23 protein-coding genes, 4 tRNA genes and 1 pseudogene are annotated in these 25,092 nt (G+C 59.2%); 17 read left to right on the top strand and 11 right to left on the bottom strand.

From position 1 onward, the window contains the following. The first annotated feature begins 49 nt into the window (after positions 1–49). The 4 genes from AB3G88_RS21500 to mgtE all read left to right on the top strand — a co-directional run bounded on the left by AB3G88_RS21500 (position 50) and on the right by mgtE (position 2,256). Positions 50–140, top strand: a tRNA-Ser gene (locus AB3G88_RS21500). A 108-nt stretch (positions 141–248) separates the two neighbouring features. Further along, positions 249–325, top strand: a tRNA-Arg gene (locus AB3G88_RS21495). Between the two features lie 72 nt (positions 326–397). Then, positions 398–474: transfer RNA gene (locus tag AB3G88_RS21490), tRNA-Arg, on the top strand. 339 nt (positions 475–813) lie between these two features. Beyond that, complete coding sequence (gene mgtE, locus AB3G88_RS21485) at positions 814–2,256, top strand: magnesium transporter (RefSeq protein WP_099587199.1); 1,443 nt, start codon at positions 814–816, stop codon at positions 2,254–2,256. 167 nt (positions 2,257–2,423) lie between these two features. Here the strand turns inward: mgtE and AB3G88_RS21480 are convergent, their stop codons facing one another. The 3 genes from AB3G88_RS21480 to AB3G88_RS21470 all read right to left on the bottom strand — a co-directional run bounded on the left by AB3G88_RS21480 (position 2,424) and on the right by AB3G88_RS21470 (position 3,557). Further along, positions 2,424–2,750, bottom strand: a complete 327-nt coding sequence (locus tag AB3G88_RS21480) for an Arc family DNA-binding protein (protein ID WP_003175643.1) — start codon at positions 2,748–2,750, stop codon at positions 2,424–2,426. A gap of 389 nt (positions 2,751–3,139) precedes the next feature. Further along, positions 3,140–3,319 (bottom strand): PA3371 family protein, encoded by a 180-nt coding sequence (locus AB3G88_RS21475; RefSeq protein WP_099587197.1) that lies wholly within the window; start codon positions 3,317–3,319, stop codon positions 3,140–3,142. A 10-nt stretch (positions 3,320–3,329) separates the two neighbouring features. Further along, on the bottom strand, positions 3,330–3,557 hold the full coding sequence (locus AB3G88_RS21470; protein WP_099587217.1) for a hypothetical protein: 228 nt from the start codon (positions 3,555–3,557) through the stop codon (positions 3,330–3,332). A 327-nt stretch (positions 3,558–3,884) separates the two neighbouring features. Between AB3G88_RS21470 and AB3G88_RS21465 the strand changes: the two genes are divergently transcribed. Further along, positions 3,885–3,961: transfer RNA gene (locus AB3G88_RS21465), tRNA-Arg, on the top strand. Between the two features lie 277 nt (positions 3,962–4,238). Then, positions 4,239–5,621, top strand: a complete 1,383-nt coding sequence (locus tag AB3G88_RS21460; RefSeq protein ID WP_112196513.1) for an MFS transporter — start codon at positions 4,239–4,241, stop codon at positions 5,619–5,621. A gap of 61 nt (positions 5,622–5,682) precedes the next feature. On the opposite strand, the gene AB3G88_RS21455 is transcribed toward AB3G88_RS21460, so the two are convergent. The 4 genes from AB3G88_RS21455 to flgA form a co-directional block, all read right to left on the bottom strand. Then, on the bottom strand, positions 5,683–6,432 hold the full coding sequence (locus AB3G88_RS21455) for a flagellar regulator YcgR PilZN domain-containing protein (RefSeq protein WP_191948361.1): 750 nt from the start codon (positions 6,430–6,432) through the stop codon (positions 5,683–5,685). A 96-nt stretch (positions 6,433–6,528) separates the two neighbouring features. Then, the gene (locus tag AB3G88_RS21450; RefSeq protein WP_112196512.1) at positions 6,529–6,999 is read right to left on the bottom strand and encodes a flagella synthesis protein FlgN; all 471 of its coding nucleotides are present in this window, start codon (positions 6,997–6,999) and stop codon (positions 6,529–6,531) included. A 48-nt stretch (positions 7,000–7,047) separates the two neighbouring features. Next, the gene (gene flgM / locus AB3G88_RS21445) at positions 7,048–7,365 is read right to left on the bottom strand and encodes a flagellar biosynthesis anti-sigma factor FlgM (RefSeq protein WP_099587193.1); all 318 of its coding nucleotides are present in this window, start codon (positions 7,363–7,365) and stop codon (positions 7,048–7,050) included. A gap of 140 nt (positions 7,366–7,505) precedes the next feature. Continuing rightward, positions 7,506–8,270: a flagellar basal body P-ring formation chaperone FlgA gene (gene flgA, locus AB3G88_RS21440; protein WP_099587192.1), complete on the bottom strand. Its 765-nt coding sequence runs from the start codon at positions 8,268–8,270 to the stop codon at positions 7,506–7,508. 80 nt (positions 8,271–8,350) lie between these two features. On the opposite strand from flgA, the gene AB3G88_RS21435 reads away from it, so the two are divergent. From AB3G88_RS21435 to flgE, 6 genes are all read left to right on the top strand, one after another. Beyond that, positions 8,351–9,283, top strand: coding sequence for a chemotaxis protein CheV (locus AB3G88_RS21435; RefSeq protein WP_099587191.1), 933 nt, complete (start codon positions 8,351–8,353; stop codon positions 9,281–9,283). A gap of 45 nt (positions 9,284–9,328) precedes the next feature. Continuing rightward, a complete protein-coding gene (gene cheR, locus AB3G88_RS21430) occupies positions 9,329–10,156 on the top strand; it encodes a protein-glutamate O-methyltransferase CheR (RefSeq protein WP_032886774.1) in 828 nt (275 codons plus the stop codon). A 234-nt stretch (positions 10,157–10,390) separates the two neighbouring features. Then, complete coding sequence (gene flgB, locus AB3G88_RS21425) at positions 10,391–10,798, top strand: flagellar basal body rod protein FlgB (protein WP_017529461.1); 408 nt, start codon at positions 10,391–10,393, stop codon at positions 10,796–10,798. Positions 10,799–10,801: 3 nt separating this feature from the next. Beyond that, positions 10,802–11,245 carry a flagellar basal body rod protein FlgC gene (gene flgC, locus AB3G88_RS21420; protein ID WP_003175632.1) on the top strand — a complete coding sequence of 148 codons (444 nt, stop codon included), beginning with the start codon at positions 10,802–10,804 and terminating at the stop codon, positions 11,243–11,245. A 16-nt stretch (positions 11,246–11,261) separates the two neighbouring features. Then, the gene (flgD, locus tag AB3G88_RS21415; RefSeq protein WP_099587189.1) at positions 11,262–11,981 is read left to right on the top strand and encodes a flagellar hook assembly protein FlgD; all 720 of its coding nucleotides are present in this window, start codon (positions 11,262–11,264) and stop codon (positions 11,979–11,981) included. Positions 11,982–12,012: 31 nt separating this feature from the next. Next, positions 12,013–13,317, top strand: a complete 1,305-nt coding sequence (gene flgE / locus AB3G88_RS21410) for a flagellar hook protein FlgE (RefSeq protein WP_191948360.1) — start codon at positions 12,013–12,015, stop codon at positions 13,315–13,317. Between the two features lie 91 nt (positions 13,318–13,408). On the opposite strand, the pseudogene AB3G88_RS21405 reads toward flgE, so the two are convergent. Then, positions 13,409–14,631: pseudogene (locus tag AB3G88_RS21405) on the bottom strand (IS3 family transposase). Between the two features lie 149 nt (positions 14,632–14,780). Beyond that, complete coding sequence (locus tag AB3G88_RS21400; protein WP_099587187.1) at positions 14,781–17,675, bottom strand: ribonucleoside-diphosphate reductase subunit alpha; 2,895 nt, start codon at positions 17,673–17,675, stop codon at positions 14,781–14,783. A gap of 714 nt (positions 17,676–18,389) precedes the next feature. Here AB3G88_RS21400 and AB3G88_RS21395 point away from each other — a divergent pair. Further along, the gene (locus tag AB3G88_RS21395) at positions 18,390–19,115 is read left to right on the top strand and encodes a response regulator (RefSeq protein WP_158877905.1); all 726 of its coding nucleotides are present in this window, start codon (positions 18,390–18,392) and stop codon (positions 19,113–19,115) included. After that, positions 19,112–20,722, top strand: a complete 1,611-nt coding sequence (locus AB3G88_RS21390) for an ATP-binding protein (protein WP_191948358.1) — start codon at positions 19,112–19,114, stop codon at positions 20,720–20,722. The genes AB3G88_RS21395 and AB3G88_RS21390 overlap by 4 nt, the downstream gene beginning before the upstream one ends. A 41-nt stretch (positions 20,723–20,763) precedes the next feature. On the opposite strand, the gene AB3G88_RS21385 is transcribed toward AB3G88_RS21390, so the two are convergent. After that, positions 20,764–21,480, bottom strand: a complete 717-nt coding sequence (locus AB3G88_RS21385) for a 4'-phosphopantetheinyl transferase family protein (RefSeq protein ID WP_480451572.1) — start codon at positions 21,478–21,480, stop codon at positions 20,764–20,766. A gap of 125 nt (positions 21,481–21,605) precedes the next feature. Here AB3G88_RS21385 and AB3G88_RS21380 point away from each other — a divergent pair, with 125 nt between their 5' ends. The 3 genes from AB3G88_RS21380 to AB3G88_RS21370 are packed head-to-tail and all read left to right on the top strand — an operon-like array spanning position 21,606 to position 23,953. Beyond that, complete coding sequence (locus AB3G88_RS21380; RefSeq protein ID WP_480451570.1) at positions 21,606–21,914, top strand: hypothetical protein; 309 nt, start codon at positions 21,606–21,608, stop codon at positions 21,912–21,914. 18 nt (positions 21,915–21,932) lie between these two features. Continuing rightward, positions 21,933–22,610 carry a response regulator gene (locus AB3G88_RS21375; RefSeq protein ID WP_017138377.1) on the top strand — a complete coding sequence of 226 codons (678 nt, stop codon included), beginning with the start codon at positions 21,933–21,935 and terminating at the stop codon, positions 22,608–22,610. After that, positions 22,607–23,953: an ATP-binding protein gene (locus tag AB3G88_RS21370; RefSeq protein ID WP_112196507.1), complete on the top strand. Its 1,347-nt coding sequence runs from the start codon at positions 22,607–22,609 to the stop codon at positions 23,951–23,953. The genes AB3G88_RS21375 and AB3G88_RS21370 overlap by 4 nt, the downstream gene beginning before the upstream one ends. 51 nt (positions 23,954–24,004) lie before the next feature. On the opposite strand, the gene AB3G88_RS21365 is transcribed toward AB3G88_RS21370, so the two are convergent. After that, the gene (locus AB3G88_RS21365; RefSeq protein WP_099587181.1) at positions 24,005–25,003 is read right to left on the bottom strand and encodes an AraC family transcriptional regulator; all 999 of its coding nucleotides are present in this window, start codon (positions 25,001–25,003) and stop codon (positions 24,005–24,007) included. Between the last annotated feature and the right edge of the window lie 89 nt (positions 25,004–25,092).

Below are 25,092 nucleotides of genomic sequence, written 5' to 3'. Positions count from 1 at the left end.
TTATGTTTGCAAACGGGGAGGAACGTGGTTAATATACGCCCCGTGTTGCGGAGAGCTGGCCGAGTGGCCGAAGGCGCTCCCCTGCTAAGGGAGTACACCTCAAAAGGGTGTCGGGGGTTCGAATCCCCCGTTCTCCGCCATTATTTGCTTAGTACGTTGCAATCTGGTTTTTTCGGTAAGTTGTTGAAAATTAACGAAAAAATAGCTTTACATAGAGATTGAACGGCCTATAATGCGCGGCAACAAATGCACTCGTAGCTCAGCTGGATAGAGTACTCGGCTACGAACCGAGCGGTCACAGGTTCGAATCCTGTCGAGTGCACCATTTAAGAGTTAACTGCAGCAATGCAGGTAACTTGGCTTCAACCAGTTGTGACCTGGTCTAAAAACACAATCTGCACTCGTAGCTCAGCTGGATAGAGTACTCGGCTACGAACCGAGCGGTCACAGGTTCGAATCCTGTCGAGTGCACCATACAAACAAAAAGCCCGCCTAGTGCGGGCTTTTTGCCGTCTGGCGTTTGTGTCGGACTTTATCTTTTTCTCCTTCCTCATGTGTTTTCCGTTCAGGCGGTGGCGTCGCAGTTCTTATATGCAGCCAATACTCAGCTTTGGCTCGCAAGCGCTTGTTCTTTCCAGTTTTTTGACGTTAAAGACGGCCGGGCGGTGTATCATTGCGCCCGTCAGCCCCGCCGGGGCTTGTGGAATACCTCCATGGACTTACCCAGTAGTTACTCAGTACCCCGCTTTACCAATCATGAATTGACTGATTGATCCTTCCGGCGTGCCCCGCTGCTGGGAGTGGAGTTCGCCTATGACCGAAGTAGAAGTAAAGAAAACACAGGACAGCCTGCAGGATCGCCTGGCTCAAGTCATCGAGCTGCTGCAGCGCCAGCGCGTGGTCGAAGACCTTACCCATCGCCAGGAAGGTCCGAACCACGACCGCGTTGAAAACCTGGTCCACCGGCAAAACCTCGTCGAGTTGCAACGCAAACTCGATGACCTGCACTCCGCCGACGTTGCCTACATTCTCGAAGCGTTGCCGCTCGATGATCGACTGACCCTCTGGCAGTTGGTCAAGGCTGACCGCGACGGCGACATCCTGCTCGAAGTGTCCGATTCGGTTCGTGAAACCCTGATCGCCGACATGGACGATCACGAGCTCCTGGCTGCGGCCAAGGAGATGGACGCCGACGAGCTGGCTGACCTCGCGCCTGAGCTGCCCCGTGATGTTGTCCATGAGCTGATGGAGGCTCTTGATGGCCAGCAGCGTGAGCGCGTGCGCTCCGCGTTGTCCTATGACGAGGATCAGGTCGGCGCCCTGATGGACTTCGAGATGGTCACCATTCGCGAAGACGTCAGCCTGGAAGTGGTTCTGCGTTACCTGCGCCGCCTGAAAGAGCTGCCTAGCCACACAGACAAACTGTTCGTGGTCGATTACGAAGGCATTCTCAAGGGCGTGCTGCCGATCAAGCGGCTGCTGGTCAACGATCCGGAAAAAAGGGTTGCTGACCTGATGGCCAGCGATACCGTGAGTTTTCACCCGGATGAAGACGCCTACGACGCGGCTCAGGCCTTCGAGCGTTACGACTTGATCTCGGCGCCCGTGGTCGACAAGAACGGCAAGCTGATTGGCCGTCTGACCATTGACGAAATCGTCGACCTGATTCGTGAAGAGAGTGAAACCGAAGTCCTCAACATGGCGGGTCTGCGTGAAGAGGAAGATATTTTTGCGTCGGTCTGGCGTTCGCTGCATAACCGCTGGGCGTGGCTGGCCGTTAACCTGATTACGGCGTTCATCGCTTCCCGTGTGATCGGGCTATTTGAAGGCTCCATCGAAAAACTGGTGGCGCTGGCGGCGCTGATGCCGATTGTGGCGGGTATTGGCGGTAACTCCGGCAACCAGACCATCACCATGATCGTGCGCGCCATGGCGCTGGATCAGGTGAGTACTGCCAACTCTTCTCGGCTGCTGCGCAAGGAACTGGCTGTGGGCCTGATCAACGGCCTGGTGTGGGGCGGCGTGATTGGTGTGGTGGCCTACTTGCTGTATGGCAGCTGGTCGCTCGGGGTGGTGATGACCGCCGCCATGACGCTCAACCTGCTGCTGGCCGCGCTGATGGGGGTGCTGATCCCCATGACCCTGGCGCGCCTCGGTCGTGACCCGGCCATGGGCGCCAGCGTGATGATCACGGCCATGACTGACAGTGGTGGCTTCTTCATCTTCCTGGGCTTGGCGACGATTTTCCTGCTCTGACCTGTCTCCCCTGCGTTGGCGTCCCCGCTGGTCGCGGGGTGTCAATGCGTCCGCTACGCCGCCTCGAAAAGGCTCGACAGCTGCTACGTGCTAACGCTGTCGAAGCCTGTCTAAATCCCAGGCAAAAAAAAGCCAGCACATGGCTGGCTTCGGCTTTCAGTTGCAGATCAATTGGCTTCTGCGGCCGCCTCGACGTCGTGCGCGATAAGCGAGACGAGGGCATTTTGCTGGCGGTGGGAGAGCTGACGAAAACGCTGCAGCAGTTCGCGTTCGTGCAGCGACAGCTCAGGGCTGTCCAGGCGCATGCTTAGCTCGTCACCCAGCGCACCTTCCTGAATAAGGCTCTGTTCCAGGCGCGCGATGATTTCGGAGTTCATGCTGCGGTGATGATTGCGAGCCACCTCGGCAATGCGTTCCCGCATTCCGTCTGGCAGACGTACGACGAACTTGTCAGCCGTACGGCTGGAATAAATTGCCTGTTTCAATGGGCGCATATATTTAACCGGTTAGTTCAGGGGAGCGGTTTTTGGAATTGGCCGCAAGCGATGAGAGTTAAGACAAGACTCACGACCAAAGTTCAACCCGAATTGCAAAGAGGCCGCATCATGCCTCAGATTTGCCAGTTCCTTGGCGTCAATTCTGTGACAAATATTGAACTGCCTAAAGGCTTTATGCCAGCACTCATTTGTATTTTTGCGGACTGGTTGGAAATCTTTTCTGCGAGGACGACAGATACTCGATCATCCCGCAGGCCGGGCCGCAACGGGGTTTTGAGGCCGCACATGGTATAGCAAAGTGGCCTTTTGCCCTTGTGTTAAGACTAGTGGCAATTTGCCGATTTACTAGGGCGAGGCGACATAAGGTAGGGCGAAGGGGAAGGGGATCAGCGCAAAACCGGGTCGAATTTGATGCGGCGACCCATAACCAGGCTTAGCAGCAGAAGGCTTGCGCACACACCGCTGGCGATCAGTGAGGTGAGTTGAACGTCTTGGGAGTCGGCCACCAAACCATAGATTCCAGTCACGGTGGTCATGCACACAAACAGCCAGGCAAATTTGGTCATGAGCGGTTCCTCAGAAAACCCAGTGTTCAGCGGCTGGGGCGGCCTGGGTAGCTTGGGCCAAGCGTACGGGCGGTTGTGCATTCGGCGTCATGACTGCCAGTTGCGGGCGTTGTTGCAGGTGATGTGGTACCGCTTGGCTGATCTGAGCCGGGTCGTTGCTGCCAGTCGACTGAAAGTGAAATGTCACCAGTGCCGTCAGGGCAACGGCGTTAAGGACTAACAGAAGGGCACTGTTCATGGTCATGTTCTCCGCTTAACGCCGTAGTTGAAAGGGGTGTTGCAGGAGAAGTATTGCAGGTCTCGTGCCAATCTATTAAGTCAATATAATCAATGACTTGAGACTTGATTTAAGCGTCGGGAGGTTGCAATTTGCAATGCCGGCATTTTGGGGGAGTGCATTTTGCACGATTGGGCGAAGTGCCCGTATTTATGGGGCGAAACGGCAACTATCCGGCCGCATCTCGTCCTACACTCAAAAAGCCCACGGACGACATGACAAAACCGACCTCGGCCGTTAACATGCACGCCGTCCGTCACAACGCCACTGGCCCGACGGCTGTCATAAGTCCCAGTAGCTCAATTGGATAGAGCATCCCCCTCCTAAGGGGAAGGTTGGCCGTTCGAACCGGCCCTGGGACACCAGATTCAGAGCCCCGCACAGCTTATTCTGTGCGGGGCTTTTTTGTGCGTGTGCGGTCTTTTCAAACATCAATCGAACCTTGCCGCCGATCAATGTTCACAGCAGGTGTTGCCGGGTATTTTTCGCCACGGTGTACCTCTCACGCCACCCCGCGTCGTCTGAGCTGTTCAAGCAAAATAATCCCCGGAAACAGCTCGTACCGCCTGTCCGGAACCGGCCACCCAGGACTATCATGCCGATAGCCCTGTCTCTCACTGCAAGGAGCCGCTCGGAACGCCGATGCGCCAGATCTGGAAATCTTTTCGAGCCCTTTATTTCGCCTCCTTGATGATGCTGATCGGCTCCGGCCTGCTCAGCACTTACCTGGCTTTACGCCTGGCGGCCGACCATGTCGACAGCCTGTGGGTCGGTGCGCTGATGGCGGCCAACTACTTCGGCCTGGTGCTGGGCGGCAAAATCGGGCACCGCCTGATTGCCCGTGTCGGGCACATCCGTGCCTATGCCACCTGCGCCGGAATCGTCGGCGCCGCGGTATTGGGGCACGGCCTGGTCGACTGGTTGCCGGCGTGGATCGTGCTGCGGATGATCGTCGGCCTGGGCATGATGTGCCAGTACATGGTCATCGAGAGCTGGCTCAATGAGCAGGCGGATGCCAAGCAGCGGGGCGTGGTGTTCAGTGGCTATATGATCGCGTCCTACCTTGGGCTGGTGCTGGGTCAACTGATCCTGGTCATGCATCCCCAGCTCGGCCTTGAACTGCTGATGTTGGTGGCGCTGTGCTTTGCCCTGTGCCTGGTGCCGGTGGCCATGACTCGGCGCATTCACCCGGCCCCCCTGCATCCGGCGCCGATGGAGCCGCGCTTCTTCATAAAGCGCGTGCCGCAGTCGCTGAGTACGGTGTTGGGCGCGGGGCTGATTGTTGGTTCGTTCTACGGCCTGGCGCCGCTTTATGCATCTCAGCAGGGGCTGACGACGGAGCAAGTCGGTCTGTTCATGGGTAGCTGCATTTTTGCCGGGCTGTTGGTGCAGTGGCCGTTGGGCTGGTTGTCGGATCGCTATGACCGTGCGCTGCTGATCCGTTGCTTTGCCCTGTGCCTGGCGGTAGCGGCATTACCGCTGGCGATCATGACCCAGGTGCCGCTGGAAGTGCTGTTCGTCGCGGGATTCCTGTGTTCCCTGGTGCAGTTCTGCCTGTACCCGCTGGCGGTGGCGTTTTCCAATGACCATGTGGAAGGCGATCGTCGGGTGTCGCTGACCGCCATGCTGCTGGTGACTTACGGCGTCGGCGCGAGTATCGGGCCGTTGCTGGCCGGTGTGATCATGAAGATGTTCGGCAGTCACATGCTGTATGCCTTCTTCAGCCTGTGCGCGTTGATCCTGGTATGGCGCATCCGGCCGAAGGCGGTGACCAACCTGCATCAGGTGGAAGACGCACCGCTGCATCACGTGGCGATGCCCGACAGCATGTCGAGTTCGCCGCTGGTGGCCGCGCTTGACCCGCGCGTCGATGAGCAAGTGGTACAGGAGCAGATGCAGACTGTCCCCGACCCCGAGCCGCAAGTTGATCCGCAGCCGCCGGTGGACGAGCCCGCCTTTGTTGGGCCCCCGGAACCCCTGGGGCCGGAGGAGCATCCTCACGACTTGAGCAGGGCGCGCCCCTGAAAGCAAAAACGGGCAGATCCCCAAAGGATCTGCCCGTTTTTTTTGCCGCGATCTTCAAGGATTAAAAATCGTCGTCCTTGTCGAAGCGTCGCGCTTCACGTTGCAATTGGTATACAAAGCGCTCGACCTGACGCTGCACCAGGCCGCTCATGTTGTGGAAGCGCACACCGGCGAAGGTGGTGTTGATCTTGTCTTCGAAGTGCAGGTACCGCAGTTCGACCGAGGTCGTCATGCTGCCAAACGGCAGGGCGGCGATAAAGCGGTCGTAGACCTGGCCCAGTTGCAACCGCTCGGAGATGTCGCCTTCAAAGCGCAGTTTGCAGCCGGTGGCGGAGATATCCAGCAATTTGCCGTTGACCGGCGCCTTGAGTTTTTCGCCGCCGAGTTCGATGTTCACCAATTGCGCCAGCTTCAGCGCGGCGCGGAAGGCGTTGCGGCGCTGATGGTAGACCACCTCGTCCGGCAGGCTGCCGGTGTAGATACGGTGGCCATCTTTTTCGCTGATGGTCAGGGTGCCGCTGCTTTCCCAGGCGACGCGCACGCCGTCGTGGAAGCCTTCGATACGAAAGGGTTCACCGTTTTCGAGGTAGCGTTCGCCATCACGGGGGATCATTTCGTCCAGCGCCAGCGTGTTGCTGTCGCGGTTGACGTCCACCAGATAGCTCTGGAAGCGCTGGCTGCGCTCGTGGAAGGTGATGATCAGCGGGTCATGGCTGTCTTGCAGCATCCGCAAGGTGCCGGCGATTTCCAGAGGCGTGGTGAGGACCTTCGGTGGCTGCGGGGCATCTTCCGCATTAAGGGCGTTGAACACGGTTCTTCCATCTCCAGACAAAATACGACTACACGCAAGAACCGGCATTTTGCCAGCATGTGGCGCGCCTTGGATAGGGCGCACGGTAAACCGGCGTCAGGCTTGGCTGCGGGTGCTTGGCTTGACCAGGCGCGAGGTGGAACCTTGGGCGTTATACAGTGCCGGCGGCTCGCCGCCGTGGAGTATACGCAACTGGTTGGCGGTCGTGGCTTGCTGAAGCTGGATCGATTGACCGTTAAGCAGGTTGGCTTCCTGGCACTGGGCGAGCACTTGATTGAGTTCTTTGCTCTGGCTCAGTAACTGATCGCCGACCGAAGAGTGGCTGGCCAACTGCGCCAGGCCATCGTGGTCTGCCGGCAAGCCAAGGCTGATCAGGATCTGGCTGCGTTTTTTGCCGTGCTGTTCCAGCAGGACAATCAACGACTGCTTGCGCGCCAGAATTTCTTCCAGCAGCGGCATATCCCGGCCGTAAAGGGCCAGTGACTCTTCTCTTAGCAGCTCCAGCAATTGTTGCGTCGGCGCTAGATCATCAATGATCAGTTGCAGCAAATGTTCGTCGTGATGCATGGCTGGCCTTGGGTTTTAAGCGTCCAAAAGCCCTGCGCAGGCCTTTGCCTAGCGCTCGGCTTCGAAATTAAGCAGCTTGCTGGCTACACGGTTGCTGTCGACTTTATAGCTGCCATCGGCGATTGCCTGTTTCAATTCGGCCACACGGGCCTTATTGACCACCGGTTGATCGCGCAGCGAGTCAGTGACCTTCTGCAACTGTTGAGCCTCATTGCTCAGGTGTACGGATTCCCCGCTCTGGCTGGCCTGTTCTGCCTTGGCGGGCAGTGGCGGGGCCTTGGCTTCTACGCTTTCCTTGGTGCCGGTGGTACGCGTAGTGCCTGACGTTGCCGGGGTGTTATTTAAACGACTGAAATCGATGACCATGATAAAAAACCTCTGGGTATTTGGACGCTTGCCATGTTTTCGGCCATACCCGGATAAACTTTAGACGCAAATGACAATAAATCTGCGTATGGGCTACCTCCTGCACAGTGTAGGAAAACCCGGCGTCCTGTACCAGTCATCTATAGAGCGACCTCGACTTGCCCTGGGGCTGTTACCCGCGCCTTGATCACGCGGTTGGAGTTGAGGTTCTTGACGCGAATCTGTTCACTCATGCCGCCGTTGGACAGCGCTTCACCGGGCATTTTCACGTTCAGCGTACCGCTGCTGGCGGAAATCACCACCTGGTCGCCCTTGCGAATTACCTCGGCCTGCTCCAGATGCACCAACGTGATGACCTGGTCGGTGACCACTGGTCGGGTTAATTTTTGCCCGACGGCCTGGTCCACAGACGTCAAGTAGCCCTGGCTGATCAGGCTGATGTCGCGTTCGCGCAGTACAACGTCCTCAAAACCGATGATGCCGGTGCGTTTGAGCGGCCGGGCCACTACCACTACATCGCGGAACAGCTTGACCTGAGCCGGCACAAACACCGTCCAGGGCGAGGCGCCGTCGCAGCGCACCCGCACCGTTACGCGGCCGATGGGCTGGGCGGGGCTTTCCAGGGTGGCTGTCAATTCCTTGTCGCACATGGGCATGCGCAGCCGTGGGTCCAACTGGTTGACCTGGATTTCATAACGCCCCGGTGTCTGGGTGGTTGCCAGATAATCTTCTACAGTGAACTCAAGAAAGCCCTGAGTGACGCCGATAAGTAGATCAGGCAAGGTGACGTTATCTGCGCGGGCCGTGGTGTTCAGGCTCAACGCAAGCAGCGCCACCAAGGCGCAGAGCAATCTGCGGTACTGTGGGAATCGAAGGCGTCGGGAAACTGTCGTTTTAATATCCATGGCCAATAAATAGCAAAGCTCGTGCCGTTTAGTGTTGGGTGCGCGTCGCACCTTCAAGGTTTTAGCGTAGGAGTCTGGGCATGGCAGGAGTAATGGATTCAGTAAACCAGCGCACACAGCTGGTAGGGCAGAATCGCCTGGAGTTGTTGCTTTTTCGCTTGGATGGCAAACAGCTATATGGCATCAACGTGTTCAAGGTGCGGGAAGTGCTGCAATGTCCCAAGCTGACGATCATGCCCAAGTCCAGCCCCGTGGTGTGTGGCGTGGCCAACATCCGTGGCGCGACCATCCCGATTCTTGACCTGGCCCTGGCCACCGGTTCGGCTGGCCTGCAGGACCGCGAAAACCCGTTCGTGATCATCACCGAGTACAACACCAAGACCCAGGGTTTCCTGGTGCGCTCGGTGGAGCGCATCGTCAACATGAACTGGGAAGAGATTCATCCGCCGCCCAAGGGCACCGGCCGCGACCACTACCTCACGGCAGTGACGCGGGTCGATAACCAATTGGTGGAAATCATCGACGTGGAGAAGATCCTCGCCGAAGTGGCGCCGACCTCGGAATCGATTTCCGTGGGTGTGGTGGATGCCGAAACGGCGCACAAGGCAGTCTCGCTGCGTGTGCTGACGGTGGATGACTCCTCGGTGGCGCGCAAGCAGGTGACCCGTTGCCTGCAAACCGTCGGCGTGGAAGTGGTGGCGCTCAATGATGGCCGCCAGGCGCTGGATTACCTGCGCAAGCTGGTAGATGAAGGCAAGAAACCGGAAGAAGAATTCTTGATGATGATCTCCGACATCGAGATGCCGGAAATGGACGGCTACACCCTCACGGCTGAGATACGCAGCGATCCACGCATGCAAAAATTGCATATCATCCTGCATACTTCGTTGTCGGGCGTATTCAACCAGGCGATGGTCAAGAAGGTCGGTGCCGATGACTTCCTGGCCAAATTCCGTCCTGATGACCTGGCATCCCGGGTAGTCGCCCGGATCAAGGCAGCAGATCACAGCTAAGGGCTTTTTTCCCCTGGCGATCACACGATTTTAGAGGCGGTATCAGTGTCTACGGGTAATTTGGATTTTGAACAGTTCCGGGTCTTCCTGGAAAAAGCCTGTGGCATATTGCTCGGTGAAAACAAGCAATACCTGGTATCCAGCCGTCTTAATAAACTGATGGAGCAGCAGGGCATCAAGTCCCTGGGCGAGTTGGTTCAACGGATCCAGGGGCAGCCGCGCAGTGGCCTCAAAGAGATGGTGGTCGATGCCATGACCACCAACGAAACCTTGTGGTTTCGTGATACCTATCCCTTTGAAGTGCTCAAGAGCAAAGTGCTGCCGGAGGCCATCAAGGCCAGCCCGGGCCAGCGCTTGCGCATCTGGTCGGCGGCCTGCTCTTCGGGGCAGGAACCGTATTCGATCTCGATGTCCATCGATGAGTTCGAGCGGACCAACATGGGCCAGTTGAAGGCCGGGGCGCAGATTGTTGCCACTGACCTGTCCGGCACCATGCTCACCAACTGCAAGACCGGCGAGTACGACAGCCTGGCCCTGGGCCGTGGTTTGTCCCAGGAGCGCCTGCAACGTTACTTCGACCCCAAAGGGGCAGGGCGTTGGGCGATCAAGGCGCCGATCAAGAGCCGCGTGGAGTTCCGTTCGTTCAACCTGCTCGACAGCTACGCCAGCCTGGGCAAGTTCGACATGGTGTTCTGCCGCAACGTACTGATCTACTTCTCGGCAGAAGTGAAGAAAGACATCCTGTTGCGCATCCACGGCACCCTCAAGCGTGGCGGTTACTTGTTCCTCGGTGCTTCCGAGGCGCTGAACGGCCTGCCGGATCACTTCCAGATGGTGCAGTGCAGCCCGGGCATCATCTACCAGGCCAAATAAAAATGTGGGAGGGGGGCAAACCCCCTCCCACATTTGTTTCTGCGGCAAAGTTGATGAAAGCGGCAACTCCCCATTGCCGCTTTACTGGCGCCACGCGGAAACCCGTTGCCGCTTTTCTGGCATTGCCGCCGGCAACCTCCTCGCAAACCCTTGATTCATGGGCTTTTCAGAAACTGGCATGCGCCTTGCTATAACCCAGTTAACGAACAGCAGGTCAGCCTAAAGGTTTCCGCCATGAGCATCAGCTTCGATAAAGCGCTCGGTATCCACGAACAAGCCCTGGGCTTCCGCGCCCAGCGTGCTGAAGTCCTGGCCAATAACATTGCCAACGCCGACACCCCGAACTACAAGGCTCGGGATCTGGACTTCTCCGCCGTGCTCGCCGCACAGCAGGACAAGACCAAGAACGGCACCTTCGCCTTGAACATGACCAACAACCGTCATATCGAAGCGCAAGGCCTGAGCAGTGGTGACGAGTCGTTGCTGTATCGCACGCCGATGCAGCCGTCGATCGATCAGAACACCGTCGACGCCCAGCTGGAGCAATCGGCGTATGCCGAGAACTCGGTGAACTTCCAGGCCAGCTTTACCCTGCTCAACAGCAAATTCAAAGGGCTGATGTCAGCCCTGCGTGGAGAGTAAGCCATGTCCCTGTCCAGTGTTTTCAATATTGCCGGTAGCGGCATGAGCGCCCAGACCACGCGGCTCAACACCGTCGCCAGTAACATCGCCAACGCCGAGACCGTGTCGTCGAGCATTGACCAGACGTACCGTGCCCGTCACCCGGTGTTTGCCACCATGTTCCAGGCCGGTCAGAACGGCGGCAGCGACTCGCTGTTCCAGGAGCAGGACGCAGCCGGCAAAGGCGTGCAGGTGCTTGGCGTGGTCGAAGACCAGAGCAACCTCGAAGCCCGCTACGAGCCTAACCACCCGGCCGCGAACGAAAAAGGCTACGTGTACTACCCGAACGTCAACGTGGTCGAGGAAATGGCCGACATGATTTCCGCCAGCCGCTCGTTCCAGACCAACGCGGAAATGATGAACACCGCCAAAACCATGATGCAGAAGGTCCTGACCCTGGGTCAGTGATAAGGGGCGCCAAATAATGGCCATCGTTGATACGACTACTAATTCAGCAGTCCAGGACCTTTTCAATTCCAAGGTCAGCACTGCAACAAACAATGTCGCAAGCACGGCTTCTGCGGCCACCGGCAATCAGTCGTTGGGCAAGGACGCATTCTTGCAGCTGCTGGTCACCCAACTGAAAAACCAGGACCCGCTGTCGCCTCAGGACAACGGTGCATTCGTGGCCCAGTTGGCTCAGTTCAGCAGCCTGGAAGGCATCAACACCCTGAACGACTCGGTGAATGCAATCTCCAGCAACTTCAGCTCTTCGCAGGCGCTGCAAGCTTCGTCGCTGGTAGGGCGTTCGATCATCACCCAGACCGACAAGGCCCTGGTGGATACGAGCAAGAGCATGAACGGTTCGGTGGCGGTGACTGCTGCCACCGGCAACGTCGCCATCAAGATCACCGACAAAGACGGCAACGTGGTGCGCACCATCGACATGGGCGCCCAGAGCGCCGGCACCTCGGACTTTATCTGGGATGGCAAGAACGACGCGGGTGAGGTGGCTCCAGCGGGCACCTACACCTTCGCGGCCACGACCAAGAACGACAAGGGCGATTCAGTGGCCCTGGCCACTTCGCTGCCTGCAACAGTGACCAGCGTTACATTGAGCAAGACCGGCGGCGAAATGCTGCTGAACCTTGCAGGCGGCATGGGCAGCGTCAAACTGTCGCAAATTCAGACTATCGGTACATAGAGCCGGCTAACTACGGCAGAGGGAGAGAAACATGTCTTTTAATATCGGCCTTAGCGGCCTCTATGCGGCCAACAAACAATTGGACGTGACCGGCAACAACATCGCCAACGTCGCGACCACTGGCTTCAAGTCGTCCCGTGCGGAATTCGCCGACATCTACGCCGCGTCCAAACTGGGCACCGGGCAGAACAGCATCGGCAACGGCGTGAACCTGGCGGCGGTGTCCCAGCAGTTCACCCAGGGTGACGTCAACGGCAGCGGCGGCGTGCTGGACATGGCGATCCAGGGCGGCGGCTTCTTCGTGCAGAAGGGCAGCGACGGTTCCCTGGAATACACCCGTAGCGGTGCGTTCCGCGCCGACAAAGACGGCTACATCACCAACAACACCGGCACCTCGCGCCTGCAAGGCTACGCGGCGGATGACGACGGCAAGATCATCAAGGGCGGCTTGACCGACCTGCAACTGAACTTGTCTTACCTGCCGCCGAAGGCGTCCACCAAAGTGGACTCCACCAGTAACCTGAACTCGTCGGAGCCGGTGATCAACCAGACTACCAAGCCGTTCAACCCAACCGACACCACCACCTTTACCACTCAGTACAGCACCACCTTGTACGACTCCCAGGGCAACTCCCACGCCATGGTGCAGTACATGGTGAAAACCGACGCCAACGAGTGGAACGCCTACACGTTGATCGACGGCCGTAACCTGGATGGTTCGACGCCGACAACGACCGGCACCACTGCCCCTGTGCCGTCGACTATTACCTTTGATGGCGCGGGTAAGCTCAAGGACGTTGTGACCGGCGGCGTGAGCAGCAAGACCTTGACGCTCACTGGCTGGGTTCCAGGGTCGGTGACCGATGGCACTTGGACGCCGAACGACGCGACTGCCGGTCCTATTGCCGTGAACATGGGCAATATCACCCAGTACAACTCGGCCAGCTACCGCAACCCGCCGACCACTGACGGTTACGCTACCGGCCAGATCACCGGCCTGAAAATCGACGGCAACGGTGTACTGTTCGCCACGTTCAGCAACCAGCAGAGCAAGGCTATCGGCCAGATCTCCCTGGCCAGCTTCAACAACGAACAGGGCCTGCAACCGGCAGGCGGCACTACCTGGAGAGAGACCTTCTCCTCGGGCCAGCCGGGTTACGACACCCCGCAAGCCGGCACCCTGGGTTCGATCGTGGCTAACTCCCTGGAGAACTCCAACGTTAACCTGACCAACGAGTTGGTGGACCTGATCAAGGCCCAGAGCAACTATCAGGCGAACGCCAAGACTATCTCCACCCAGAGCACCATCATGCAGACCATCATCCAGATGACGTGATGCGGTAACGCTCCACAAAAAAGCCCCTCGCAAGAGGGGCTTTTTTATGGACGGTGTCTAGTCCTGAAATAGGTTTACACCTGTTTGAGTCTCAAAACGCCTGATGCACCGCATCGGGCGTTTTGTATTTCAGGGATAAGTGCGGCCGCTCCCCGTTGTAGATCAGCACCGACTCATCCACCATTTTTACGGCATCCGCCAAATCTTTGGGTCGGTGCAGCAAAAACTCAGTTTTCAAAATCCCATTTACCCGCTCTGCCATCGCGTTCTGATAGCAATCGTAGCCGTCAGTCATTGAGCACTTGATCCCATGCTTGGCGTGCATTTGCTGGTACAGGTCGGAGCAGTATTGGGCCCCGCGATCCGAGTGATGGATCAGCGACTGCATGGATTTTCGCTGGTTAACAGCTTTCTGCAATGCTTTGACCACCGACTCCGTATGCAGGCTGTCATGCACATGATGACCCACGATCTTGCGTGAGTACGCGTCTGTTATCAGGCTGACCTAAACAACACTTTCCCGCGTGGGCAGATAGGTAATATCTGCAACCCAAACCTGCTCGGGCCTGCCAGCGACAACTTGTTCCGGGCCTGCTTTGAGCAGGTTGGGATGGCGGCGGAACCGATGATGGCTATGCGTAGTTTTATGATAAGCACGCTTTCGAGGAACCAGCTCTCGCGCTTCGCGCAAGATGGAAAAAAGACGGTCTCGACCAACAATTACCTGCGCTTCAGCCTCAGTGCTCATCAGATAATGCAGCTTGCGCGTGCCTAGCCTCGGCTGGCGACGCCGCTTTTCCAGAACAAAGTCCACTACTTGCTGGTCTTGGTGAGCTCTCGCATCAACGGCTCGGTTACGTTTGTAATACGCTTGGCGCGAAATTCCCATGAACAGGCAAGCCCTGGTAATGCTCAGGTCTTGGATTTGCCCTTGCGAGAGGACTTGCCGGGTCGCTTTTTTACGATGGACACACCGTAATCATTTTTCAAGACGTTCACGACAGCTTCAAAGAACTGGGCCTTTTGATTGCTCAGCGCCAACTGTTCTTCAAGCTCTTTAATCCGCTGCTCGGGTGTCAGCGGGAGGTTGGGGTCGGTCATCGGCCTGCTCCGCGGCGCTCGGATTGAGGCGCCTTGGCTCCAGTCCTGTCGGCCATGCTTGCGTAGCCAAACCAGTACCGTGGACCGGCCCTGGATGCCAAAGCGCCGTTGAGCCTCTTTATAACTCAACTCGCCTTTTTCGACTTGGTCTACGACCGACAATTTAAAAGCTAGCGTGTAATCGCGTTGGCTGCGCCTTTTTCTCGTATCCATTGAGTCCTCCTGAACAAAGGTCAGAAGGTGTAAACCTTATTCAGGACGGGACACGGTGGAAATGTATCTGGCAAAAAAAGCCCCCGATACACCGTAGGCATATCGAGGGCTTTTCAGCCTTGGGAAATCAGGCCCAAGGCGGATTCAGCTTATTGGCAAGCTTCGCAATCCGGCTCGTCAATCGCGCAGGCCTTTGGCACAGGTGCCGGGCCGGCTGGAGCAGCGAGTACCGAATCATCACCATGGTTGCCGCTGGACACAGCGTTCAGCTTACCGGTGTTGATGGTCGACTTCTCGGTGCTGGTCGCGGCCAGGGCACGGAGGTAGTAAGTGGTTTTCAGGCCACGGTACCAAGCCATGCGGTAGGTCACGTCCAGCTTCTTGCCCGAAGCGCCGGCGATGTACAGGTTCAGGGACTGAGCCTGGTCGATCCACTTCTGACGACGGCTGGCGGCGTCAACGATCCACTTGGTGTCCACTTCGAAGGCAGTCGCGTAGAGCTCTTTGAGTTCTTGCGGGATGCGCTCGATCTGCTGCACGGAACCGTCGTAGTACTTCAGGTCGTTGATCATGACCGAGTCCCACAGGCCGCGGGCCTTGAGGTCGCGAACCAGGTACGGGTTGATCACGGTGAATTCGCCCGACAGGTTCGATTTCACATACAGGTTCTGGTAAGTCGGTTCGATCGACTGCGATACGCCAGTGATGTTGGCGATGGTCGCGGTCGGCGCGATGGCCATGATGTTGGAGTTACGAATGCCTTTCTGCACACGGGCACGTACCGGCGCCCAGTCCAGGGATTCTTCCAGGTCAACATCGATGTACTTCTGGCCACGTTGCTCGATCAGGATCTGTTGCGAATCCAGCGGCAGGATGCCTTTGGACCACAGCGAACCCTGGAACGTCTCGTAGGCGCCGCGCTCGTCGGCCAGGTCGCAGGAAGCCTGGATCGCGTAGTAGCTGACCGCTTCCATGGACTTGTCGGCGAACTCGACTGCTGCATCCGAACCGTAAGGAATGTGTTGCAGGTACAGCGCATCCTGGAAGCCCATGATGCCCAGGCCGACCGGACGGTGCTTGAAGTTGGAGTTCTGCGCCTGTGGCACCGAGTAGTAGTTGATGTCGATTACGTTATCGAGCATGCGTACTGCGGTGTTGACGGTGCGTTCCAGCTTGGCGGTGTCCAGCTTGCCGTTGACAATGTGGTTCGGCAGGTTGATCGAGCCCAGGTTGCAAACGGCGATCTCGTCCTTGTTGGTGTTCAAGGTGATCTCGGTGCACAGGTTCGAGCTGTGAACCACGCCCACGTGCTGCTGCGGGCTGCGCAGGTTGCATGGGTCCTTGAAGGTCAGCCAAGGGTGGCCGGTTTCGAACAGCATGGACAGCATCTTGCGCCACAGGTCTTTGGCCTGGATGGTCTTGAACAGCTTGATCTTGCCTGGGTACTGGGACAGGGCTTCGTAGTACTCGTAACGCTCTTCGAAAGCCTTGCCGGTCAGGTCGTGCAGGTCCGGCACTTCGGATGGCGAGAACAGGGTCCATGGGCCGTCATCGAAGACACGCTTCATGAACAGGTCCGGGATCCAGTTGGCGGTGTTCATGTCGTGGGTGCGACGGCGGTCATCACCGGTGTTCTTGCGCAGCTCGATGAACTCTTCGATGTCCATGTGCCAGGTTTCCAGGTACGCACACACAGCGCCTTTGCGCTTGCCGCCCTGGTTGACCGCTACGGCGGTGTCGTTCACGACTTTCAGGAACGGCACGACGCCCTGCGACTTGCCGTTGGTGCCCTTGATGTACGAACCCAAGGCACGTACCGGAGTCCAGTCGTTGCCCAGGCCGCCAGCGAATTTGGACAGCATGGCGTTGTCGTGGATCGCGTGGTAGATGCCCGACAGGTCATCCGGCACGGTGGTCAGGTAGCAGCTCGACAGCTGTGGACGCAGGGTACCGGCGTTGAACAGGGTCGGCGTCGACGACATGTAGTCGAAGGACGACAGCAGGTTGTAGAACTCGATCGCACGGTCTTCTTTGTGCTTCTCTTCGATCGCCAGGCCCATGGCCACGCGCATGAAGAACACTTGCGGCAGTTCGAAGCGGATCCCGTCCTTGTGGATGAAGTAACGGTCGTACAGGGTTTGCAGGCCCAGGTACGTGAACTGCTGGTCACGCTCGTGGTTGATCGCCTTGCCCAGTTTTTCCAGGTCGAAGGTGGCCAGGATCGGGTTCAGCAATTCGAATTCGATACCCTTGGCGATGTAGGCAGGCAGGGCCTTGGCGTACAGGTCAGCCATCTCGTGGTGGGTGGCGCTGTCGGCCACGCCCAGGAAGCCCAGGCCTTCGGCACGCAGGGTGTCCATCAGCAGGCGCGCGGTCACGAACGAGTAGTTCGGCTCACGTTCAACCAGGGTACGGGCGGTCATCACCAGGGCGGTGTTGACGTCGGTCAGGGCCACGCCGTCGTACAGGTTCTTCAGGGTTTCGCGCTGGATCAGGTCACCATCGACTTCTTCCAGGCCTTCGCAGGCCTCGGTGATAATGGTGTTCAGGCGGCCCAGGTCCAGCGGTGCAAACGAACCGTCGGCCAGGGTGATGCGGATCGACGGGTGCGCTTGCACGGCTGCTTCTTCGGCCGGGGTGCGCACGGCACGCTCCTTGGAGCGGGCGTCGCGGTAGATCACGTAGTCGCGTGCGACTTTCTGCTCGCCGGCACGCATCAGGGCCAGTTCGACCTGGTCCTGGATTTCTTCGATGTGGATCGTGCCGCCCGATGGCATGCGACGCTTGAAGGTCGCGGTGACTTGTTCGGTCAGGCGGGCAACGGTGTCGTGGATGCGCGACGAAGCGGCAGCGGTGCCGCCTTCAACTGCAAGAAACGCTTTGGTGATGGCGACGGTGATTTTGTCATCGGTGTAAGGAACGACAGTGCCGTTACGCTTGATCACGCGCAGTTGGCCAGGTGCAGTGGCGGACAGATCCATATTCGAATCTGCTGCCTGCGGCACGGAGCCCTGCGGGTTCTCGCGAGTTGTGTCGGTTTGCATGGGGGGTTGTCTCCACATTCTATATTTATTTGGGCACCATCACGGTGCCCACCGTTCCGTCCTGAAGCACTTACAGCAGGCCTGGGCCTGGCATAACAACTTCGGGACAGGAGGAAGGGAGCTGTTCGCGCCGCTTCCATGCCGAAGTCTTCGGTTCGGGGCTTGAATGCCCCTGGCCGTATTCCTGATGGGTGACAGTTGCCAGCTTCCAGCACTGCAACACCCGTACCGTTTTCCGCTGTTGGAGCTTGAAAACGGCTGCCATCCGCTTGAGCGGTTTGGGCTTTCAAAAAATGCTTGGGTTCGACCAAACAGGAGCAAGAAAGGGCTTGAGTTTCTTGTCTGATTTGTGTTGGGTCTTTTCGCTCAAAACCCTACATGTAGGGTTTTTTTAGCGCCGAGGTACAAGATAATGCGTTTTGGGGGGCTTAGCAACGCACTGCCTGTGGATAACGCTGTGGGTAAAATGTGTATGAAACGTAGAACACCCGTGTAGGCCGCAGTGCTGCTGGATTCGGCCGTTTGTCACTGAATATTCCAAGTTAAAAACAGCCGGTTGGATTTTTGAGGGCGCGAACCCTATCACAAAAAAACGCGATCACCGAATGGATTTACCGGCTTGTACTTGAGGGTTGGGGCATGGCTACAATCGACCTTCAATAGAGGCAGTAGTGTGCTTCCCGTACATGACAATAATTAGAATCGAGGTAGCGCATGGAGCAAGAAGCCTGGCAAATCCTGATCGTCGAGGATGACGAGCGATTGGCTGAACTGACCCGTGAGTACCTGGAAAGCAACGGCCTGCGCGTGGCGGTTGAAGGCGACGGAGCCCTGGCCGCCGCGCGGATCATCGCCGAGCAACCCGATCTGGTGATCCTCGACCTGATGTTGCCCGGCGAAGATGGCCTGAGCATCTGCCGCAAGGTACGCGAGCGCTACGATGGGGTGATCCTGATGCTCACCGCCCGCACCGACGACATGGACCAGGTGCTGGGCCTGGACATGGGCGCCGATGACTACGTGTGCAAGCCCGTGCGCCCGCGCCTGTTGCTGGCGCGCATCCAGGCGCTGCTGCGGCGCAGCGAGCCGGCCGAACCCGCCACCGTGGAAAACCAGCGGCGCCTGCAATTCGGCCCATTGGTAGTAGACAACGCCCTGCGCGAAGCCTGGCTGCACGACGGCAGTATCGAACTGACCAGCGCCGAATTCGACCTGCTGTGGCTGCTGGTGGCGAATGCCGGACGCATCTTGTCCCGCGAAGAAATCTTTATCGCCCTGCGCGGCATTGGCTATGACGGCCAGGACCGCTCCATCGATGTGCGCATCTCACGCATCCGCCCGAAAATCGGCGACGATCCGATCCATCCGCGCCTGATCAAGACCATTCGCAGCAAAGGCTACCTGTTCGTCCCCGAAGCCTGCGCCGACGTGCCGCTGTGAACTCGATCTTCCTGCGCATCTATGGCGGCATGTGCGCGGCGCTGATCCTGGTGGCGCTGCTGGGCGTGCTGGCCCTGCACCTGCTTAACGAGGTGCGCAGCGGTCAGTACCGCGAGCGCCTGGCCCACGGCACCTTCGCCCTGATGGGCGACAACCTGCAGCCCATGAGCGCCATCGAACGCCAGCGCGCCCTGGCAGTGTGGGAGCGTTTGCTGGGCATCCCCCTGGAGCTGCGCAGCCTCACCGACGCGCAGTTGGACCTCAGCCAGCGCAACCGCCTGCAACGCGGCCAGGTACTGGTCGAGCAGACTGGGCCCCATGCCGCCCGGGTGCTGCGCCTGGTCAGCGATAAAGAGCAATGGGTGCTGACGGGTGAGGTGCAGCAGATCAGCGAACAACTGGCCCGTGCGACTATTTACCTGCTGGCCGACGAATTGGTGCGCTTCCCCGTGGCCGAGCAGCCGCAACGGTTGGCGGATATAAAGCAAGCCAAGGGCTTTGGCTTTGAAATGCACCTGATGACCGTCGATCAGGCCGACATGGACGACGACCAGCGCCGTCGTGTGTCGGAGGGTGACACGGTGATGGCCCTGGGCAAGGGCGGCGACTCGATCCGCGTGTTCTCCGGCATCGTTGGCACGCCCTGGGTACTGGAACTTGGACCGCTGTATCAAATGAACCCGTATCCGGTGCAATGGCTGGTCCTTATCGCCTTGATCGGCCTGACCCTGATCGGCCTCATCGTCTATTTATTGGTACGCCAGCTTGAGCGCCGGCTCCGTGGCCTGGAAGCCGCGGCGACACGCATCGCCAAGGGCAACCTGGAAGTGCGCGTGCCGGCCCGGGGCGCGGACTCGGTGGGCCGCCTCGCCGCCGCCTTCAACGGCATGGCCGAGCACTTGCAGCAATTGCTGGCGATCCAGCGCGAGCTCGTGCGTGCGGTGTCCCACGAACTGCGCACACCGGTGGCGCGCCTGCGCTTCGGCCTGGAGATGATCGGCGATGCTGCCACCCCCGAGGCCCGACGCAAGTACCTGGAAGGCATGGACGGCGATATCCAGGACCTCGATGGCCTGGTGGATGAAATGCTCACCTACGCACGGCTCGAACAGGGCGCGCCGCAGCTGACTTTTCAGCGGGTCGACCTTAGTGCGTTGCTGGATCAGGTGATTGGCGAATTATCGCCACTGCGTGCGCAGGTGGCGGTGGCGCGGGGAATCTGCTTGTCATCGGCCCATTGGGACGACGCCTGGGTCGACGCCGAGCCCCGCTATTTGCACCGCGCCCTGCAAAACCTGGTGAGCAACGCAATGCGCCATGCCAAGGGCCAGGTGCTGATCAGTTATCAGGTGGGGCAGGTGCGCTGTCGCATCGATGTGGAGGACGACGGCCCTGGTGTGCCGGAAAGCGCATGGGAGCGTATCTTTACGCCGTTCCTGCGACTGGACGACAGCCGCACCCGCGCTTCCGGCGGCCACGGTCTGGGCTTGTCGATTGTGCGGCGGATCATCTATTGGCACGGCGGGCGGGCGCTGATCAGCAAGAGCAACAATCTGGGCGGGGCGTGCTTCAGCCTGAGTTGGCCGAGGGATCAGGACAAAACCTGACATCCTCATCGACGACTCGACTTGCCCCCGATAGCGATCAATCAGGCACCAACGGCCACCAGGCTCAACAACTGCCCGTCATCCACCGCAAACTGCCCAGTCAGCTCCTTGCCGTGGCGCCACTCGCTGGACAGGTCAGTCAGCAGCCGCAAGCGCACATGGCCGGCCTCGGTCCATTCAACCACCTCGGCATGCTCAAAATAGAAGCGCTTCTGCACAATCGGGTAGAGCGCCTTGAACAGGCTTTCCTTGACCGAAAACGTCAGCGTCACCAGCAACGCAATCTGCTCTCGCGGCACGTTGGCCATCCGTTGCAGCTCATCAGCCGTCAGAATTTCCCCGGCCAGCCGCTCCGCCCGTTCCAGCGTCAGTACATTTTCCAGGTCCATTCCCAGCCCGCGCCATTGCGCCTTGTACCCGACAACCGCCGCAGCATGCCCGGTGCTGTGGGTGATGGAGCCACTGATGTGTCCAGGCCAGACCGGTGCACGGTCTTCGCCAATGGCCGGGACGCATTCAAGGTGGTCAAGCTGTTGCAAGGCTGCGCGGGCGCACAGGCGACCGGCCAGGAACTCGGCCTGGCGCTTGGCCACCGAGCGCTGGATGCTCGCCGGTGGCGGCACGGCGCAGTGCTCGAAATCACCCGCCGCTAACAACGCCGGGTCGAAGCGGGTGCCGATAAACACCGTGCCCGGTAAAGGTTCGGGCAGCGGCCAGTGGTCGTTGAGTGGGGTGCAGCAAGCAGGTAGACGGTTCATGTGCGGTAGTTTGCCGAGTTGAGGCGCCAGAGGATAGCCCGCAGCGGTGTGCCGCCTGTTCAGGGGGAGTTCAGGGGCGTTTGCGTAGGCTGGTTCCAACAGCCAAACGCGTATGAGGTAACACCATGACTGCGATCAAAAAGCTGATGTTGGCGTTGACCATGCTCGGTGCCACCGCCGGGGTCCAGGCCTCTGATGGTGACTTTGCAGCATTCGGTCGCGAGAAAACCAAGAAAACCAGCACCTTGATTCAACGCGTCAGCTTTGATGACGCAAGCAGTCAGCCTGCGCCTTGGGGCCAGTCACTGGGCGTTACTGCACCACAGCCGGCGTACCGCACCGGTTATGCGCACCTGAGCGGCCGGTTCAATGGCATTAAACTGCGCCCGCAAGACCTGCAGGGCCGCTATGATGTCCCCCTGTCGGACAGTTGATTTGCTTTGGAGAGCCTTATGAAATTGCTGGTGGTGGAAGATGAGGCGCTGCTGCGTCATCACCTGTTTACCCGCCTGACCGACAGCGGCCACGTGGTCGAGGCTGTGGCCAATGCCGAAGAGGCGCTGTACCAGACCGGTCAATTCAACCATGACCTGGCGATCATCGACCTCGGCTTGCCCGGCATGGGCGGCCTGGACCTGATCCGCCAACTGCGCAGCCAGGCCAAGACGTTTCCGATCCTGATCCTCACCGCGCGCGGCAACTGGCAGGACAAGGTCGAAGGCCTGGCCGCCGGCGCCGACGACTACGTGGTCAAACCGTTTCAGTTCGAAGAGCTGGAGGCGCGCATGAACGCCTTGCTGCGTCGCTCCAGCGGGTTCACCCAGTCGACCATCGTTGCCGGGCCCTTGCTGCTGGACCTCAACCGCAAGCAAGCGTCCCTCGACGAACAGCCGCTGGCGCTGACTGCCTACGAATACCGCATCCTTGAATACTTGATGCGCCATCACCAGCAAGTCGTCGCCAAAGATCGCTTGATGGAACAGCTCTACCCGGATGACGACGAGCGCGATCCAAACGTCATTGAAGTCTTGGTCGGTCGCCTGCGCCGCAAGCTGGAAGGCCCGGCCGGGTTCAAGCCGATCGACACCGTGCGTGGCCTGGGCTACCTGTTCAATGAGCGCTGCCGTTGATCCGCTCGTTACGCGTGCGCTTGATGCTGGCGGCCGCGACCTTGGCCGTGTTGTTTATGCTCGGCCTGCTACCAGCCATGCAGGGCGCATTCAGCCTGGCGTTGCAGGATTCCATCGAGCAGCGCCTGGCGTCGGACGTGACGACGCTGATCTCCGCCGCGCGGGTCGAAAATAATCGCCTGATGATGCCGGCGCAGTTGCCGGACGAACGTTTCAACCTCACCGACAGCCGCTTGCTCGGCTATATCTACGACCGCGAAGGCCACCTGGTGTGGCGCTCGCGGGCGACTCGGGAAGAAAACATCAATTACAAGCCGCGCTATGACGGACGCGGCAATGAGTTTGCGCGGATTCGCGAGGCGGACGGCCAGGAGTTCTTCGTCTACGACGTGGAAGTCAAACTGCTCGGCGGCAAGAGCGCGGCGTTCAGTATCGTTGCCCTGCAACCGGTGCGTGAATATCAGTTGACCCTCGAAGGCCTGCGCGAAAACCTCTACCTGGGCTTCGGTGCCGCCTTGCTGGTGCTGCTCACATTGTTGTGGCTGGGCCTGACCTGGGGTTTGCAAGCCCTGCGGCGCTTGAGCCAAGAGCTTGACCAGATCGAAGGCGGCACCCGCGAAAGCCTGTCCGAGCAACACCCGCGCGAACTGCTGCGCCTCACCGGTTCCCTTAACCGCTTGCTGCACAGCGAGCGTGAACAACGGGCGCGGTACCGCGATTCACTCGATGACCTGGCCCACAGCTTGAAAACGCCGCTCGCGGTGTTGCAAGGCGTGAGCGAAGACATGGCCAAGCGCCCCGAAGACCGCGACCAGGCCTGGGTGCTGCAATCGCAGATCGAGCGTATGAGCCAGCAGATCAGCTACCAGTTGCAGCGCGCCAGCCTGCGCAAAAGCGGCCTGGTACGCCATCAGGTGCGCCTGGAACCGGTGCTGCAAAGCCTGTGCGATACGCTGGGCAAGGTCTACCGCGACAAGGGCGTCAGGGTGTCCTTTGAGTTGCCGCACGCCTGCGACGTACCGATCGAGAAGGGCGCCCTGCTCGAATTGCTCGGCAACCTGCTGGAAAACGCCTATCGACTGTGCCTGAGCGAAGTGCGCGTCAGCCTGACGGAGAATCTCGAAGGCATCGAGTTGTGCATCGAAGATGATGGGCCAGGCGTGCCGCCCGACCAGCGCGCGCGGATTCTGCAACGGGGCGAGCGGCTGGACCGCCAGCATCCGGGGCAGGGGATTGGGTTGGCGGTGGTCAAGGACATCATCGAAAGCTACGGCGCGCGGCTGACCTTGGGGGATTCGCCGTTGGGTGGGGCGGCGTTCAAGATTCATTTTCCGGCGGTGTAATCTGCAGTGTCTGGGCTTGCCCCCGATGAGCCCCTCACACACAACACACTTCTAACTCTCCTGCGCGCGATAGGCCCCCGGCGTCAGCCCCGTCCACTTCTTGAACGCCCGATGAAACGCCGACGGCTCGGAAAACCCCAACTGCTCGGCAATCTCCTGCAACGACAAATCCGCCCGTCCCAGATGGTAGATGGCGATGTCCCGTCGCAACTCATCCTTGAGCGCCTGAAAGCTGGTGCCTTCTTCACGCAAATGCCGACGCAGGGTCTGCGGGCTGATGTGCAGGTGCTGCGCAACGGCTTCCAGGTCTGGCCAGGGCGTGCGGTCGCGGCTCAGCAAGCGACGCAACTGGCTGCTCAAGCTGTCGCCTTCGTCCGGGCGTGACAGCAGGTCGGCGGGGGAGCGCTCCAGAAAGTGCTTGAGGGTGCGCTCGTCCTGTAACAGCGGCAGGCTCAGGTAGCGGGCGGGAAATACCAGGCTGCTGCTCGGTGCGCCAAACACCTGGGTGCAGGGAAACAGCAGGTCATATTCCCCGGCGTGGGCAGGCATCGGGTAACTGAACGTGGCCTGGTGCAAGCGAATACGCTGGCCGATCAGCCAACTGCCCAGGCGATGCCAGATCACCAGCAGGCATTCGCTGAGGAAGTGATCCGGGTCCCAGAGTTGTGAGTCATCCAGGCTCAGTCGGGCCATTTCGCCTTCCCGCGTCAGCTGCCAGCGCGGGCCTTGCGGGAATAGGCTATAAAATAATAAGCCGCGTTCCAGAGCCTTCTCCAGGGTGCGGCAGTGGATCAACGCATGGCACATCATGGCGAAGGTGCCACGTTTGCTTGGGCCGTCGGCAAAACCCAGGTACTCGTCGTCCAATGCCAACCAGAGCATTTGCAACAGCCGGGTAAATTGCTCCGGCGCCATTCGGGCGCGAGGTTCAGTCAGCAGCTCCGGGGTGATGCCCAGTTGTTGCAGCAGGGCCGAATAATCGTAACCGGCCCGACGCGCACCGCCGAGGGCGGCCCGGGCGTAGTGACTGGCGATGGTACGTTCACGCATGCGGGGCCCTCGTCCATGGAATGGCGGATGGTAGTCAGCACCCGGCAGGGCGACAAGGCGGATATCCGCCAAATTGTAGGACGCGATTG

Source organism: Pseudomonas arvensis (assembly GCF_056688935.1).
Note: the sequence above shows the minus strand (reverse complement) of the source record. Positions and strands in the feature narration are given on the sequence as shown.